Source organism: Enterovibrio gelatinilyticus, assembly GCF_028683095.1.
Taxonomy (GTDB): Bacteria; Pseudomonadota; Gammaproteobacteria; order Enterobacterales; family Vibrionaceae; genus Enterovibrio; species Enterovibrio gelatinilyticus.
Map to the genome: position 1 here is coordinate 48,766 of NZ_JAJUBC010000028.1, position 15,939 is coordinate 64,704.

Sequence of the window (15,939 nt, forward strand, 5' to 3'; positions counted from 1 at the left end):
GTGCCGCGTAATGAACCTATTTTGAGGTTGTGTATTTGTTCTTTATTTAGCATTCGATCTGACAATTTCATTGGCGCATGATCATCAGCGGGAGGTCAGGTTCAGCGTGATGTTCGTCGATGACGTATTCCCACTGGCTGCTACCCTCTTCGTTCTCAGATAGACACTGAAAGCCAAGTGATGCGTAATGACCACTCACCAAACCGTTCTTCTTACTCGGCACATATTGACCAACCAATTTACTGACATTCCGGGCTTTCGCATGGCGAACCAATTCTGAAAACATCGCCATTTCCATCTTTCTTTTGAACACTCGGCAGCTCATTAGCCATAGATCAATCGTCAGAGTGTGTTCATGCTCGGTCCCGACAATCACGGACACAATACCATTGTCGCCAAACTTATCTTTCAATCGGCCATACAGCGAAAGGTGTTGCGGAGAGTGCATGAAAGACGAAATTTCCTGTGCACTATAGCGTTGAGTCGTGAGGTTAAATTGGTTGGTTTTATTGGTGAGCTGCGTAATGCGAGATAACGATACATCGTCGAATGGCGCGATCATCGCCATCATGTCTAACGATTTTAGATAATCATCATAGTTTGCAAATTCACGCTGCAATTGCTGGCGTTCTTGATTGTGCGCATACATGGCAGCTCGCGAAACATCTTCTGGATTGAGGGATACCAATTCAAATAAGCCCGCTTTGTCCAAAGCCGTGATGTATTGCGTGACATCTTGCCCAATGTTGGGCACAGCAACCGATGAAAGATTACTCGCGACCAGCTCACGCTCACTGGCGTTATCATCAAGGAACACAAGGGAGTCGAGACCGATATTAAGTGACTCAGCAATCTGTTCAATATTTTGGTCTTTGTTTTCCCAATTAGCTTTGAATTCGCTGAAGTCAGAGAGCATGAGTATTGAATCAGGGTGCGAGAACCCTTGTTTCGCGTTCTCAATGTCATTTTTGCTGCAAACCGTTAAAAGTACACCGCGCTGATGAAGTGCCTTCAAGTATTGTTGCAATTCTGTGTAAGCTTCGGCCTCAGCGCTTTCATGCCCGATTTGGATGCCACTTAAGCCATCATCACCAATCACACCGCCCCACAGCGTATTATCTAAATCACAGACGATGGCTTTCTTGCTCAACCCCAGCACTGCGAGAATTTGGTTAGCCACACTGTGCCCCAATTCAGGGAACGCATCGCTACTCATCGCATACTTGTAGGCATACCACTGCGTTTTGTTGAACCAACGCTCTAACCCAAACCATGCAGACAAATAGTTAAGGTCATGCAAAATGAAATTTGCACGCTGTTCGGCGTATTCTGCAAATTTGGTATTCAATGCATTGGTGAAACGTGTTTTCCCGGCGGTGGCAGACGCATCAATGTTCCCCATAGGACGGGAAAACGGCAGTTCAAAATTGTTCTGAATAATGGTGGCTTGATACTTACGGTGTAACGCCTGCCAAACGGTATGAAAGTAATCATAGGTATCCGCAACTTTATCACTAACGTCGACGTTATTATCTGTAGGCGCTGGCCATGTCGTTAGGTTCACACAGGTCGTGTGGAGATAAATAACCTGAGGGTCAAAAGCGTCGAGCGCATCATTGTCAAATACCGATTCTTGATAGAACTGGTTGTAGTCAGACTGATAGATTTCGACATTCACACCCATGTTCAGCAAAAAAAGTTCAATGTAATTGGCCACTTCACTGGTTGTGGAGCCGCCCAAGATCGCAACACGTAAAGGCGGCGCAGTCAGCGAGGCTTTCAGGGTTCGGCGCAGTTTCTTTTGACGACGCTGCAGCCACGCCACATCCAAAGGGTATGCGATCCTTACGTTCGTCGTTTCAGTCATGTTTTTCCTCAATCACGAATACTTACCCTCGCTTAAGAACGTGTTTTCCCCATTGCCCAACGTAGTGTGTCCACCACACCTGAAAGGGTGACGATAAACTGATTTAACGAGCGGCTATCCATCACTAAATTGCGCTTCAACTTCAACGGGTGTTCCGTTCTAGCATTCAACCCTTCATCCAACGTGGTCGCCGTTCTGATGCCAAGAGCGTTCAATTCTGGAAGATGTTCTGGTGACCAAATCCCACTCGGGTAGCAAAAATGCGTCAGCGCTTTTGGAGAGGCAATCTGCGCAGTTAAGACCTCTCGATTGGTTTCTATTTCGTGATGAATGGCATCGCTATCTGTCGGCAATTTGTGGGTATGTGTATGCAGTTGAATGTTGGTCAATGGTGAAGCCATCGCTGTGTTTAACTCGTGATAATTGGCGTTATGAAAGCGCTTTGCTTGTATCGCATCATCGCCTACACCTAACGCACTCGCTGTCGCCGACAAAAACGCCGTTTTTTGGTCGTCGTCAAAAGAGACCATTGCAGCTTCTACCAATTTTACTATGTCAGACACACTTCCTGTGAACCCATAGCGTTGACCTTGAAATTCAACATCAAACGCTTCTGTCGGTTTTTGCCACAACCAATATTGGATTAAGACATTAACTACCGGGATCTGATGGTCACAGTAATAAGTCGTCACATATACCGTCGACGGAAACTGATACGCCTGAAAGGTGGGCAAAAGTTCAGTAATACTGGATCGCCAGCCATCATCTACCGTGATAACAACGGGGTATTTGAAATGTGCCTCTCCGTTTAAATGGCGTTCCGCGTCATCGAGACTTATCACGTTAAAGTGCGAGCGTTCGAGATAATCCAACAACTCATGGAGTTTCTCCTTTGAGATGAAAACACCCGGCCAGAATTGATGCTCATCTTTCAACGCCATCGAATGAAAGCAAAGGATGATTAATTTATCTCGATGGAAATATGAAAGGGCTCTGGCAATACCTGTTCGAACAAAAAATGTATATACCGCCTCCCTCATCTTGCGCATTCCGTAGCTCTCCAATAAAAGTTCACCAACTTAAAACGCGTTTGCGCGAAGTCGAAAATAATGGCCTTACATGCATGAATTAAAGTATAGAAGCGTGTATCAAATTTGGATCAAACAATTGAAAAATGAGAGGAAACAGCATGCCCCGTGTATACACACGAGATTCATTACCCAAAGAAAATAAAGAGTGGTAAGACGAAAGCACCACGTATAGAGACATCGCAGGTAAAATTCTCTACAATACGCGCCCTCTCGGTGCGGGACGGAATTCCGCGCATAAGATGATTTAGAAACAGCATGCCAAGGCATTAAGTGCATGTTGTTGTTACTATCAAGGCAGGTTCCGATGGCCAATCGCGATAACATTTTTGCTGCGCCAATTGAAAAACTGGGTGATTTCACGTTCGATGAAAACGTGGCTGAAGTTTTTCCCGATATGATCCAACGTTCTGTACCCGGTTACAGCAACATCATATCCGCTATTGGAATGCTCGCTGAGCGCTACGCATCTGACGGTTCAACCGTTTATGATCTTGGCTGCTCGCTGGGTGCTGCAACCCTTTCAATGCGTCGCCATATCAAAGCTGAAAACTGCAACATTGTGGCCGTTGATAACTCCCCAGCCATGGTTGAGCGCTGCAAACTGCACGTCAATGCCTATCGTTCAGACACAGACGTCAACGTGATAGAGGAAGATATTCGCAACGTCGATATTCAAAATGCATCGGTGGTTGTCCTAAACTTCACGCTGCAGTTTTTGAATCCGGATGATCGTCTGACTCTACTGAAAAAGATTTACGCTGGTTTGAAACCTGGTGGCATTCTGATTTTGTCTGAGAAATACAGCTTTGCTGATGAAACTGCCCATGAACTGCTTATCGATTTGCACCATGATTTCAAACGTGCCAATGGTTACAGCGAATTGGAAATCAGCCAAAAGCGCAGTGCATTAGAAAATGTGATGAAACCCGATACCATTGATTGCCATAAGCAACGTTTAAGCGATATTGGCTTTAGTAGCATCGCCGTGTGGTTCCAATGCTTTAACTTCGGCTCGATGTTTGCAATCAAGTAAGTAATTAAGTAGCTGAGAGCCTAGGACCTAGGTAAAGCAAGTTTCGCTCTTCTCGCAACGAGCAAACAACATTAAATAGACTCATAACAGACAGACCAATAAGCCATGTTCGATTTTTCTGATTTCTACCAATTGATTGCTAAGAACCGCCTGCAAAACTGGCTAAACGTCTTGCCGGCGCAACTTGCGGAATGGCAAGACCAACCGCATGGCGATATGCCCAAATGGATGCGCGTACTGAAAAAGATCCCTACCGATGCCCCATCAACGGTAGAACTAAAAGATCGCGTTGAAATTGGATCGGAAAACGAACTCCCAGAAGGCCAACGTGCGAAATTAGAAAACCTACTTCGTACGTTCCACCCATGGCGTAAAGGTCCGTATAAAGTTCACGGCATTCATATTGACACCGAATGGCGCTCTGATTGGAAATGGGATCGTGTACTTCCACATATTTCCCCGCTTAAAGGACGTTATGTTCTGGATGTCGGCTGTGGCAATGGTTATCACATGTGGCGCATGCTCGGCGAAGGTGCTGAACTCACTGTCGGTATTGACCCTTCAGAACTGTTCTTGGTGCAGTTTGAAGCCATGCGACGCCTAATGGGCAACGACCAACGTGCACATTTGCTACCACTGGGTATTGAGCGCCTTCCTGAACTCAAATCTTTTGATACGGTATTTAGCATGGGTGTGCTGTATCACCGTCGCTCTCCGTTAGATCACTTGATCCAATTGAAAAACCAATTGGTCAAAAATGGCGAATTGGTTTTAGAAACATTGGTGATCGAAGGCGACGAAAATGCCGTTCTTGTTCCGATTGATCGCTATGCACAAATGCGCAACGTGTACTTCTTCCCATCAGCAAAAGCGCTCAAAGTATGGCTAGAGAAAGTTGGCTTTGTTGATGTGCGTATTGTTGATGAGTGCACGACAACCACCGACGAACAACGTTCGACCGAATGGATGACGCATAATTCACTGCCAGAATATTTGGATGCGAATGACCCGTCGAAAACTATAGAAGGCTACCCCGCACCTAAGCGCGCGATTTTAGTAGCAAAAAATCCTGACTAACCCATGACAAAGGACGCTTCTCGCGTCCTTTTTTTCAATGTAAACTAAGTACCTTCAATTGAACTCGTTAACTATCCAGCACGGAGCTCCTCATGCTAACTCGCAGCGGATTGCTGATTTTGATTCTCACTGTTCTTTCTGGCTGTAGCCTGACATCTCAAGAGCAGCATCAGCAGACATTGGACGCCATCAACGATATCGAAACCAATATACAGACCGATTTAACCGCGATAAATCAAAATGCCGTTGCCCAACAAGCGCAAATCGCAACCCTTGAACAACAGCTTCTTTCGATGTCTGACACACTCAAAGTATTAAGACAGACTCAAGCTCGTACCGAGGCTAACCGCCCCGAGCCTAAAGTGGTCTACGTTGAGAAAGAAGTACCGGTGCCCGCAACACAAGACAAAACCACATTAGGTGAACAAGAATGGGTTTGGATTGATGCTGCTGGAGAGAACTTCAAAGCCCGTGTTGATACTGGTGCAACGACCTCGTCTATCAATGCCACAGACATTCAAGACTTTGAGCGTGACGGAAAGACATGGGTACGCTTTAATTTAGCGCACGCAAAATCAGAAGATACAACGGAAGCAGATCCTGTAACCATTGAGGCTCAAGTCAAACGTTGGGTGAAAATACGCCAAGCATCGGCAGACGAACTCGAACGCCGTCCTGTCGTAGAGTTACGTGTCAGACTGGGAGACCTGCATGAGAAAACACAATTTACGCTTGCTGACCGTTCCCAAATGGAATTTCCGGTACTGCTAGGTCGAGAGTTTTTTAAAGACATTGCTGTGGTTGATGTCAGTCAATCATATGTTCATCCAAAGTTTGTCGCCGAAAACAAATAGCCACTGACTTTACATTGTCAGTTAAGCGAAAGAGGAAAAAATGACTTCACGCGCTCCGTTTTACATGCTTATCAGCCTGCTCATTGTTGTTGGTATGGGCATGAGTATGTATCGTCATGACGTCTACGGTGTGCCGTGGACTGCTGGTCAAAAACACCAAGTGTGGGAAGTTGAGGCCCGCGTTGAATTTGAAGCCAAAGGCGACCCCGTTAAAGTCTCTTTAGCAACGCCGGACACACAGTCTGGCTTTACGCTTATTAACGAAAACACCAGCTCTCCAGGTTACGGGTTTGCACTGGTTAACACCGAAGATGGCCGCCGCGCTGAGTGGACGAAACGCGTAGCCAGTGGCCAACAGATCTTGTACTTCAAAAACCAAATGTTGGTGGATGAAAACGCGAAATTCCCCAATGAGCCGCCGTTAAGCAACGTTGCCCCTATCGCCCTTGATGGCCCCGTGAAAACGGCGGCAGATGCAATTTTGGCGCAAGCTATCCAACGTTCGGCGGATAACAGCACGCTGACCCGCGAAATCATCAAACAGTTCAATGATAACGAAAGCCAAAATGCCGCTCTGCTTACCAAAGAGATGAGCAAGGCTGACGCTATTGTCGCCATCCTTTCACTCGACAATGTGCATGCTCGCGTCGTTGGCGCACTGCAATTGGAAGATGGACGCCGTCGCCAGAGCATTATCCCTATGGTCGAAACATGGGACAACGAACACTGGCAGTTGTTTAACCTCGAAACTGGCGCAAAAGATACATCCCAAGATCTGCTGCTGTGGAATGAGAAAGGCACACCAATGTTAGAAGTCACTGGAGGTACTAACAGCCAAGTTAGTTTCTCTATCATTTCGCAAGACATTAGCCCCAAACAAGCCACCGACGAGAAGATTCAAGCAGAAAGCCTTTTAAACTTTTCGATCCATAGCCTGCCTATCGAAGAGCAAGCCATGTTCAAAACCATCATGCTTGTGCCTATTGGCGCACTGATCGTTGTGCTGCTGCGCGTGTTGGTTGGCCTTAAAACTTCCGGCACCTTCATGCCTGTTTTGATCGCGGTTGCCTTTGTGCAAACACAGCTTGTGCCCGGCATCGTTGGCTTCCTTTTGATCGTCGGCACAGGTCTGGTTATTCGCAGTTACTTGTCACGGCTGAACTTACTGTTAGTTGCGAGGATATCTGCCGTTATCATCACGGTTATTTTGATTATCTCCGTATTTACCGTTGTCGCATTTAAGATTGGATTGGTTGAAGGCCTAAGCATTACCTTCTTCCCTATGATTATCCTTTCTTGGACCATCGAACGTATGTCGATTATCTGGGAAGAAGAAGGCCCGAAAGAAGTCTTGGTGCAAGGCGGTGGCTCTCTACTAACAGCCGTTCTGGTTTACCTTGCCATGACCAATGATTTCGTACGCCACATCACCTTCAATTTCATTGGGATTCAACTCGTGATTCTGGCGTTAATACTCATGCTAGGTAACTACACGGGTTATCGACTGAGTGAATTGAAGCGCTTTAAGCCTCTCGTGAAGGACTAAGCGCATGTTGGGATGGTTAAAAAAATACACGTCACCCTTTAAGCTCGAACGTGCCGGCATCATGGGCATGAACCGACGTAACATCAGTTACATCGGCCGCTACAATCAGCGCAGATTGTTTCCTTTGGTGGATAACAAACTAAAAACCAAACACCTTGCCCAACAAGCAGGGGCCACGGTTCCAGAGTTGATAGGCGTCATTAACGCGCAGCACAGTGTGCCTTCTATCCACAAAATGGTAGAAAACTGGCCAGGTTTTGTTATCAAACCCGCCCAAGGTTCTGGTGGTAAAGGAATATTGGTTGTTACTTCTAACAAAGACGGTGTTTATAAAAAACCGTCTGGTGCAGAAGTCAGCAAAAGTGAAGTGGAACGTCACATCACCAACACCTTGGCAGGCTTATTCTCCTTAGGCGGTAAAAACGATGTCGCCGTGGTTGAAAACCTCATTCAATTTGATGATGTGTTTGAGGGGTTCAGTTTCGAGGGTGTGCCAGATATTCGCGTTATCGTGTTTAAAGGTTATCCCGTCATGGCAATGATGCGCTTGTCTACCGCAGCATCTGACGGCAAAGCCAACCTTCACCAAGGTGCTGTGGGAGTAGGCATTGATATTGGCACAGGCAAAGCTGTCCGCGCCGTTCAATTCAATCGCCCTATTGAGCACCATCCCGATACAGGCCGCCTATTGAGTGAACTCAATGTGCCTCATTGGGAACAACTTCTAGAGCTTGCCGCGAGTGCGTGGGAAATGACAGGGCTTGGCTACATCGGTACCGACATGGTGCTTGATAAAGAACAAGGCCCTATGGTGTTGGAGCTAAATGCTAGACCCGGCTTAGCGATTCAAATCGCCAATGGTTGTGGTCTACTGCCTAGACTGCGTCACATTGAGCATCTCGGCACGTCTGCTACACCAACAACGCCAAAAGAGCGCGTGGCGTATGCCAGAGCACATTTTAGTGACACACTAAATCAAAAGTAAAAAATCGGGCGAAAGCCCGATTTTTTTATCCTAAACGTCAATATCTTAAAACTGATTTACCTTTACCTTGAAGCATCACTTTCATTAAGCTCAATAATCCAAGAGCACACTAAGACGTAAGGACGGGGACATGGAAGCCAATCAGTCTGTATTCGATTTTGACAAAGAAGTCGATCGCACTGCCACAAGCAGCGACAAATGGGATAAATACAAAGGCAAAGATATTCTGCCGATGTGGGTCGCCGACAGTGACTTTCAATCGCCTCCTCAAGTGATCAGTGCCATACAAGAACGTGTTGCACATGGCGTATTTGGTTATACCCATGCCCCTGAGTCACTGACAGAAATCTTTGTTTCTCGTATGGCAGAACGCTACGGTTGGGACATACAGCCCGAATGGGTGGTCTACCTTCCAGGGCTAGTCTGTGGGTTGAACATTGCCGCGCGCGCCCTAACTGATGAAGGTCAAGCCATTATCAGCCCTAGCCCTATTTATCCCCCTTTCATTTCATCCGCAAAATTTGCAGAGCGCCCTTTACTGAAAGCGCCTGTAGAGCTTGAAAATGGAAGATGGCTACCAAACCTCAACCACATAGAAGATCAGTTGACTGGCCAAGGAGGGTTACTGCAAATGTGTAATCCTCTCAATCCGGGCGGCACAGTTTTTCGACGTGAAGAGCTAGAAGCCACACTAGAGTTTGCCGAAAAACACAACTTGCTCATCTGCAGTGATGAAATTCATTGTGACCTGATTTTGGACAAAGATTGCCAGCACATCCCTTTCGCCAGCTTGAACGAAAGTGCCGCACAACGCAGTGTCACCCTGATGGCGCCAAGCAAAACCTTTAACATTGCTGGGCTCGGCGCCTCTATCGCCATCATTCCGAACGCCGATATTCGTGCTCGCTTTAATCGTGCCAAACGCGGCATTGTGCCCGGTGTTAACGTTCTCGCGTTCACCGCCGCTGAAGCAGCCTATCAACACGGCGAAGGCTGGCTACAAGCCCAACTCGATTATTTGGCGGGTCATCGTGACTATTTGATGCAGGAAATTAACGCCCTACCTGGACTGAAACTCGAACACATCGAAGCCACCTATCTCGCGTGGATTGATTGCAGTGAGTTACCTGTCGACAATCCTTTCAGCTTCTTTGAAAAAGCCGGTGTGGGTATGTCTCCGGGATTAGATTTTGGAAACCGAAAATTTGTGAGGCTGAATTTTGGCTGCACCAAAAAAACGCTAGAAGAAGCGCTGCTAAGAATGAAAACTGCCATTGCGGCGCTTGACCGATAGATTCATGTTCAACAAATAGACGCTTAACATCAGTAACATAAGTTGCTCACAAAACAAGTGAGCAACTTATGCCGTGATGATACACCCCGCCAACGCCTCCATATCACCCGCAACAAACAGCACCATCAAAAATTTCGAAGTTTGCGACAAAATAAAACAGTTGAATAAATAGACAAATCGAATACACTGCCGGAAAAATTCGACACACGTCACATAATTGACCTTATTGTTTTTAACTGGCCGTAGCGATTGACCATGCATATTTCTTCAAACGTGAATCGTTTTCTTCCCTATTCGTTCGTTCGCGTATTTATCTTGTCACTGTTGGTCACGTCAACAGCACTTCAGCTTTTCAATATGGCCCATACGCAGGGTTTGGTTACTCAATTACAAACTAACTTTCATAGCATTTTTGAAACCATTCGCCGCTTTGGTTCTTACTACAACAACTCGTCCGACTTTGTACTTAACAAAGGTGTTCATGAGAACGACGGTGTCAGTTTGTTGGTGAGGCAAGACAATATGTCCGTTAAGCATCTCTCCCCCGGGATACTGAAGTTACGCACGCAGTTAGAAGCGCTTGCCCCCAATAGTATATGGACAGTTGCCGTACTCGAGAACCCGAGCCTATACGCGCACTTTCTCCCTTTGAGACAGCAATACACTGACGCCTTTGAACAATATCGTTTAAACGATGTAATAGAACGTGTCGTTGTCCGTGAGCAGCTAAATAACACATACCAAGAGTTCTATGAATGCAATGTGCGCTTAAGCGAACCGTATGTTGAAAAAGTCACTGAACAACCGATCAGAACGGTGTATTACCCCATTCATAATCACCAAGCTTTGGATGCGCTCGTCTCGGTCGATTTAAATGAAAGCTACATTCAAAACCAGATTGATGCATACAACGATCTGCATTACACCACGCTTAACATTGACGGGAAAAACAATGCGTATACCACAACGGCGTTTTTTCCCTGTTCAAATGCAATCACATTTAGTGTCGGGTTTTCTTTCACCGACATCATCATGAAAGCTCTGTGGCCTTCATTGCTGCTAGCGGTGTTGTATCAACTTGGTTCACATGTATTGCGGAAACAAGGACGCTCAATCAAAACCGACGAAATGACCAACCTTTATCGTCGCGATTACTACGAGCCGAAACTAAAGCGCATGACCAGTTTTTCATTGCTGGTTCTCGATATTGACCATTTTAAGCAAATTAACGATCAACATGGACATGCCAAAGGCGATGAAGTACTGGCGAAATGTGCTCGAATCATCTCGTCTCAAATACGTACTGGCGATGCCGCCATACGTTGGGGAGGGGAAGAATTCATTATTGTTTTCAAAAATATGCATCAAGGCATCTTAGTCGATAAAGCGGAGCAAATTCGCCTAGCTATTGCCAACGAAAAAATAGCGGGGCTGGATGTCACCGTGTCCATTGGTGGATTAACCACACATCAGACAACGTTTGTGGACGCCTATAAAATCGCTGATACCGCGCTATATGAATCTAAACATCGTGGCCGAAACCGAGTGACCATACTGTGAAATATTATCTTCAAGTGTCAGAGCGTTCTCACGCAGACTACGCCAAGCATGTTTTGCTTTCATTTGTATTGGTTTTGCTCAGCACCAAAGTATCGTGGTTTGCGAGAGAAGAGATCACAAACAACTTATTGCTTTCTGTCACCACAGGAGCCATGGTTGCCGTCACTTGCATTTATGGACGAAGCGGTGTGTTAGGTGCCTTTTTGGCGCTGATGTCATACTACCTGTTCAATCCCATTCCAAGTGGCATTGGGCTGCTCTATACCTTAGTGGTGACGGCGGCACTATCTGCATCGGTATGTGTTTTCGAAAAATATCGACACCATTATTATGCTAACCGTGTCGCGTTTTGCTATTACGTTTTCTTCACGCCGGGGTTAGGCGCATTATCACTAGCCCTATTTGCACCTGACGCTTTTTCTCTTGAAGCCGCACTCAATTTGTACCTCACCGATTCCATTGGTGTACTGATTACTGCACCCATTATCGTGCTAGCGCTTCACTGCTTCTATCATCCCAATTCTATTCGCACATTTACGCGTTCATTCATTGATGTATCGGTCTCTGAATGGATCTACAAAATGTTGGTGATTGGCAGTATTTTGTTGGTGCTTAATGTTGAAAGTAACATTGCTAACCAAAGCTACCTGACATACTTGCTACTCGCCCCTCTTGTGATTCTCGCTGTGTTTAATTTTTCGGAATTAGCACTCGTCGTACTGATGATCATTGGGTATAGCTTTCTATTCCAAACCAATGACCCCAGTGATCTCACTGCGCTAAATTCTAAATTGGCTGTTTTCTCCATGTTTTGTGTGATCATCTACATCATGCTGGAATACAAATTGACGTTACGACGGCAGATAGAGAAAAACACCAAAAACCTCTACACCGACGCACAAAGTCACTTTGGTACGTTCCAAAAACTCAACGCATTAACCCTAGAGATGAATGACTTTCTCGTGTGCGCACTAGATCTGAGGCCTGCGTTTAAATACCCGCTAGAAAAGCGAGACGCGATATTGCGTCAAATCGCGTATTTCTTTAAACACAACACCGCCGTATACGACTTGAGTTTCATGCTTTATGACGTTTCCTCGTTGGTTTTTATCGTCGAAAACACGCCCAGTTCGGTGGAACAATTAGAAAGTATCCCGGAGCACTTGGATCAATACCTACAGCGTCGAAGCATCAATTACCGACCCGATCGAATTTACTATTGTCGATGCCAAAAAGGCATTCGCATAAAGCCAGCAGTCAACCGGCTTAACGTGAACATGCGCTTAGCGGATAAGCACATGGGTGCCACTGTGATTAACTGCGACGAAACAGCAATGGATGATTACATCACCCTGCTGGACGAGCTTAGTTTTGATAACATTAGTCTGCTTAAGCAAAGCTATCTGAACCTAGCACACCCCGATAAGCAGAGTTTTGAGCTACTCAGCCAATTCTCTATGGATGGAAAAATACTCAACACCGGAGCGGTTTTTCAGTGTGCACAACGATTAGGCTACCTCGATACGCTCGAAAACATGCTGCTGTATAAACAACTTACGTACCTTGGCTCGTTAGATGAAAGCAGCTATGACACGGGTTCCATTAACCTAACGCCAGAGTTCCTATGCGACACACGAGCAGTGGATGCACTGGTGCTATGGGCTAAGCAACATACAATCAACACCCAAAAAGTCGTTATTGAAATTGTCGAATCTGGCGAGATTGAAAGTCAAAATCTACTTTTTGATAATCTCAACACCCTTAAAAACAATGGTTTCAAACTAGCACTTGATGATTTTGGCGCGGGGCATGCTTCGTATAACCAACTACTCACTATGCCTGTAGATTCGGTAAAAATTGATGGTTCCTTGGTACGAAATTGCATTAATGACCCAATAAAATGCAAAATCATCGAGAACCTCAAATCAGTGGCGGATACTTTGAAAATCAAGGTTGTCGCAGAGTGTGTAGAAACAGACGAAGAAGCATCCTATTTGAAGGGGTTGGGAATCGACTATTTACAAGGCTACTTGTTCCATAGGCCCACGGCAGTGGAATGGCTTCAATAAAAAGCAGTGGCAAATCCACTCATAAAGACAAAATAAAATAGCACCCTTCAAGGTGCTATATTATTGAGTATCGAAACTCTATTAGCGCTTCACACGAAATCCACGGTGGCAGCTTTTACAGCTACGATCTGCAGCTTTGAATGCTTTGGTCAGCGCCTTTGCATCTTGCGCTTCTGCTGCTGACGCCATATCAACAAACTGGCTGTCTAACTTAGATAAGTCTTTCTCAAATTTGTCCCACTTTGTCCAAACCGTGCTTCGGCTGCGGCTGCCCGTATCACTCCCTTCAGGAAACAAAGCAGGAAGCGTCGCTAAGGTTTCACTGTTCTGTATCGCCAGCGCTCGTATTTTCTCCCAATCAGAATCACGACCATCTTCTAGCTTCTTCATGGTTTTTACGTTATCTGCAAATGATAAAAAGCCTTTTTGACGTTCATCGATTTGCTGAGTGAAATCGCCAGCCGTTGCGCTTGCAGCCATTAGAAAGCCTGCAGATAGCATCGAAAGCCACACCTTCGACACGCTTAGTTTTCGCATTTATTACATCCTTCATTTATTGTAACAATTTGTTTTAATTGCCGATTAGAGATCTTCCTAGTAATCTCAAAGCGCTTTTTTCATCAAGAGAATGGCATCGAAAATTCGAACTACACGCGCCTTGGCTGACCTATAGCGCCGTTTGCTGCCCTTTCTTGCTGTGCAAAAAAGGTAAAATCCATTGATACGATATAATAACCGGATATAAAACATGAAGATATGGGATCTGCCAACCCGTCTTTACCACTGGCTACAAGCGTTACTGTTCACTTGCCTAGCTCTGAGTGGCTTCTTCGCCATAGGTCCGCATGAACGATTTGGGCTCGCACTGGCAACTCTGCTTACATGGCGGGTTATTTGGGGGTTTATTGGTAGTGAAACCAGTCGATTTCGTCAGTTCCTGCGCTCACCAAAAACCATTGTTCGATACATCAAAAACGAACAAACACACAATGGCATCGGGCATAACCCTGCTGGAGGTTGGATGGTAATTGTCATGTTGACACTGCTGATTGCACAATGTTTTGTCGGCATGTCGATGGGCGGATATTTTGATGCTTACCTGCACGACGACAGTATCTTGTATGACATGGACTTACTGATCGCTACGCACCTCTATCTCGCCTACATTTTGCTTGGTTTTGTTGCCCTGCATCTTTGCGCTATTGTTATTTACAACCTCCGAGGGAAGCCGCTAGTCAAAGCCATGATCACGGGAACGCAAACAACCATTGTGAACCATTTCAATGTCTCTTTTCGTTCCAACATTCGCGCGGGGGTTTTACTCGCAAGTATCGCAGGGTTGGTCGGGTTATTTCTGAATATCAGCACCTGAATTCGAACGTTATTAACCAATTACAGCTAAACAACCTGAAGATCTAGGATTCAGTTTGATTGGGTATAGATGCCACCACTTTCGCGGAAATTGGTCTCTTTCATGGGAAATCGAGTAAGAACATTGAATAACGCCTATCCAAGGTTGGAAACACAATGAGATAGCCTGCTAAACTTTCAATTCAAGCACTCTGCTGGTGTTTGGATATATCGCGTCAATCTCACTCAAAAGGAGTTGGTATGTTAGGTGAAAAACACTCATTGTTAGACGATTTCCCTGAGCTAGAAAATCGTATAAACGCACTTATCGAAGCAGACTCAACATTTGCCGCTGACAATAAAAAATACAACGCCTTAGACAAAGAAATTAGAACGCTAGAGTTGAATAACGGTCCGATTGGAGACGATGCAATGCATCAACTCAAACATCAACGATCAGTGATGAAAGACTCCCTTTACCAACGAATTGCCGCCGGCGAATAGTTCTCTTTCAAATCCCCCAAACCAAAAATTACGCCGCGAATCATTGCTATGATCCGCGGCGTTGTTTTGCTCAAACTGAAGACGCTTTTATTCAGCAAGATCCAATTCATTATGAATCAACACCACACACTGAGAAGCGAAGATCATTTTTGGCCCAAGGCTGATTTTCTCAGTGCCTAATCGCTTCAAACTATTGAAGCTTTTCTTCGGCATCGGGAGATGATCGGTCAATAGAAAGCATGAATTCGCAGGGAATTTCTGCTCTCGAATAGGCGTGCCTTTTTTGTCCATCATGAACAATTGGTACTCTTCAGAAAGCTCAGTGATCAGCTTTTCAAAGCTCACAGTACGCACAGTAATACCCGGCTCAACTTCACGCTCTTGCTCTTTACCCATGCCTTTCGAGCAATCCAACGCGCGAGCAACTTTGGTCAGCAAGGCTTGCTCATGAAAGCCACCCACATTGGTCAAGTCGTTTGCGGTAAAGCGAATGGTACGAGAGTAGTCTTGCGTCTTCTCCAACACCAAGTACACAACAACATCTTCGCGGTGAGATTGCGCCACAAAAATAGCGTTCATCAGAGTGTGAGCCAAAATCTCGGTATGAGCTTCCTGGCCCACAGAGGCCAACACTTGCTGACTATCAACAGAGGTAGATCGGGCACGTAATACAAAAGCACGCATAGAAGATGTTCCTGAAGAGTTAATC

Annotated in this window: 14 protein-coding genes; 10 read left to right on the top strand and 4 right to left on the bottom strand. The window is 45.6% G+C overall.

Features of this window, described 5'->3' with window-relative positions:
• Positions 1 to 67: 67 nt before the first annotated feature.
• Together LRP50_RS19780 and LRP50_RS19785 are read right to left on the bottom strand one after the other, a co-directional pair.
• Complete coding sequence (locus LRP50_RS19780) at positions 68 to 1,867, bottom strand: HAD-IIIC family phosphatase (RefSeq protein ID WP_274166174.1); 1,800 nt, start codon at positions 1,865 to 1,867, stop codon at positions 68 to 70.
• A gap of 32 nt (positions 1,868 to 1,899) precedes the next feature.
• A complete protein-coding gene (locus tag LRP50_RS19785; protein ID WP_274166175.1) occupies positions 1,900 to 2,916 on the bottom strand; it encodes a polysaccharide deacetylase family protein in 1,017 nt (338 codons plus the stop codon).
• Between the two features lie 346 nt (positions 2,917 to 3,262).
• Between LRP50_RS19785 and cmoA the strand changes: the two genes are divergently transcribed.
• From cmoA to LRP50_RS19825, 8 genes are all read left to right on the top strand, one after another.
• The gene (gene cmoA, locus LRP50_RS19790; RefSeq protein WP_274166176.1) at positions 3,263 to 3,991 is read left to right on the top strand and encodes a carboxy-S-adenosyl-L-methionine synthase CmoA; all 729 of its coding nucleotides are present in this window, start codon (positions 3,263 to 3,265) and stop codon (positions 3,989 to 3,991) included.
• Between the two features lie 105 nt (positions 3,992 to 4,096).
• Positions 4,097 to 5,068 (top strand): tRNA 5-methoxyuridine(34)/uridine 5-oxyacetic acid(34) synthase CmoB, encoded by a 972-nt coding sequence (cmoB, locus tag LRP50_RS19795; RefSeq protein ID WP_274166177.1) that lies wholly within the window; start codon positions 4,097 to 4,099, stop codon positions 5,066 to 5,068.
• Positions 5,069 to 5,160: 92 nt separating this feature from the next.
• Positions 5,161 to 5,922 (top strand): putative ATP-dependent zinc protease, encoded by a 762-nt coding sequence (locus LRP50_RS19800; RefSeq protein WP_274166178.1) that lies wholly within the window; start codon positions 5,161 to 5,163, stop codon positions 5,920 to 5,922.
• 40 nt (positions 5,923 to 5,962) lie between these two features.
• On the top strand, positions 5,963 to 7,468 hold the full coding sequence (locus LRP50_RS19805; protein ID WP_274166179.1) for an inactive transglutaminase family protein: 1,506 nt from the start codon (positions 5,963 to 5,965) through the stop codon (positions 7,466 to 7,468).
• A 4-nt stretch (positions 7,469 to 7,472) separates the two neighbouring features.
• Positions 7,473 to 8,453 (top strand): alpha-L-glutamate ligase-like protein, encoded by a 981-nt coding sequence (locus LRP50_RS19810; protein WP_274166180.1) that lies wholly within the window; start codon positions 7,473 to 7,475, stop codon positions 8,451 to 8,453.
• 130 nt (positions 8,454 to 8,583) lie between these two features.
• Entirely contained in the window at positions 8,584 to 9,747 is a 1,164-nt protein-coding gene (locus tag LRP50_RS19815) for a MalY/PatB family protein (protein ID WP_274166181.1), read from the top strand.
• A 255-nt stretch (positions 9,748 to 10,002) separates the two neighbouring features.
• Complete coding sequence (locus tag LRP50_RS19820; protein ID WP_274166182.1) at positions 10,003 to 11,307, top strand: GGDEF domain-containing protein; 1,305 nt, start codon at positions 10,003 to 10,005, stop codon at positions 11,305 to 11,307.
• Positions 11,304 to 13,376, top strand: coding sequence for a sensor domain-containing phosphodiesterase (locus tag LRP50_RS19825; protein ID WP_274166183.1), 2,073 nt, complete (start codon positions 11,304 to 11,306; stop codon positions 13,374 to 13,376). The genes LRP50_RS19820 and LRP50_RS19825 overlap by 4 nt, the downstream gene beginning before the upstream one ends.
• 81 nt (positions 13,377 to 13,457) lie before the next feature.
• On the opposite strand, the gene LRP50_RS19830 is transcribed toward LRP50_RS19825, so the two are convergent.
• Entirely contained in the window at positions 13,458 to 13,913 is a 456-nt protein-coding gene (locus tag LRP50_RS19830; protein ID WP_274166184.1) for a c-type cytochrome, read from the bottom strand.
• Positions 13,914 to 14,124: 211 nt separating this feature from the next.
• On the opposite strand from LRP50_RS19830, the gene LRP50_RS19835 reads away from it, so the two are divergent.
• Both LRP50_RS19835 and LRP50_RS19840 read left to right on the top strand, forming a co-directional pair.
• Positions 14,125 to 14,748 (top strand): cytochrome b/b6 domain-containing protein, encoded by a 624-nt coding sequence (locus LRP50_RS19835; protein ID WP_274166185.1) that lies wholly within the window; start codon positions 14,125 to 14,127, stop codon positions 14,746 to 14,748.
• 239 nt (positions 14,749 to 14,987) lie between these two features.
• Complete coding sequence (locus tag LRP50_RS19840) at positions 14,988 to 15,230, top strand: HP1242/YdcH family protein (protein WP_274166186.1); 243 nt, start codon at positions 14,988 to 14,990, stop codon at positions 15,228 to 15,230.
• 87 nt (positions 15,231 to 15,317) lie between these two features.
• On the opposite strand, the gene trmY is transcribed toward LRP50_RS19840, so the two are convergent.
• Complete coding sequence (trmY, locus tag LRP50_RS19845; protein ID WP_274166187.1) at positions 15,318 to 15,914, bottom strand: tRNA (pseudouridine(54)-N(1))-methyltransferase TrmY; 597 nt, start codon at positions 15,912 to 15,914, stop codon at positions 15,318 to 15,320.
• Between the last annotated feature and the right edge of the window lie 25 nt (positions 15,915 to 15,939).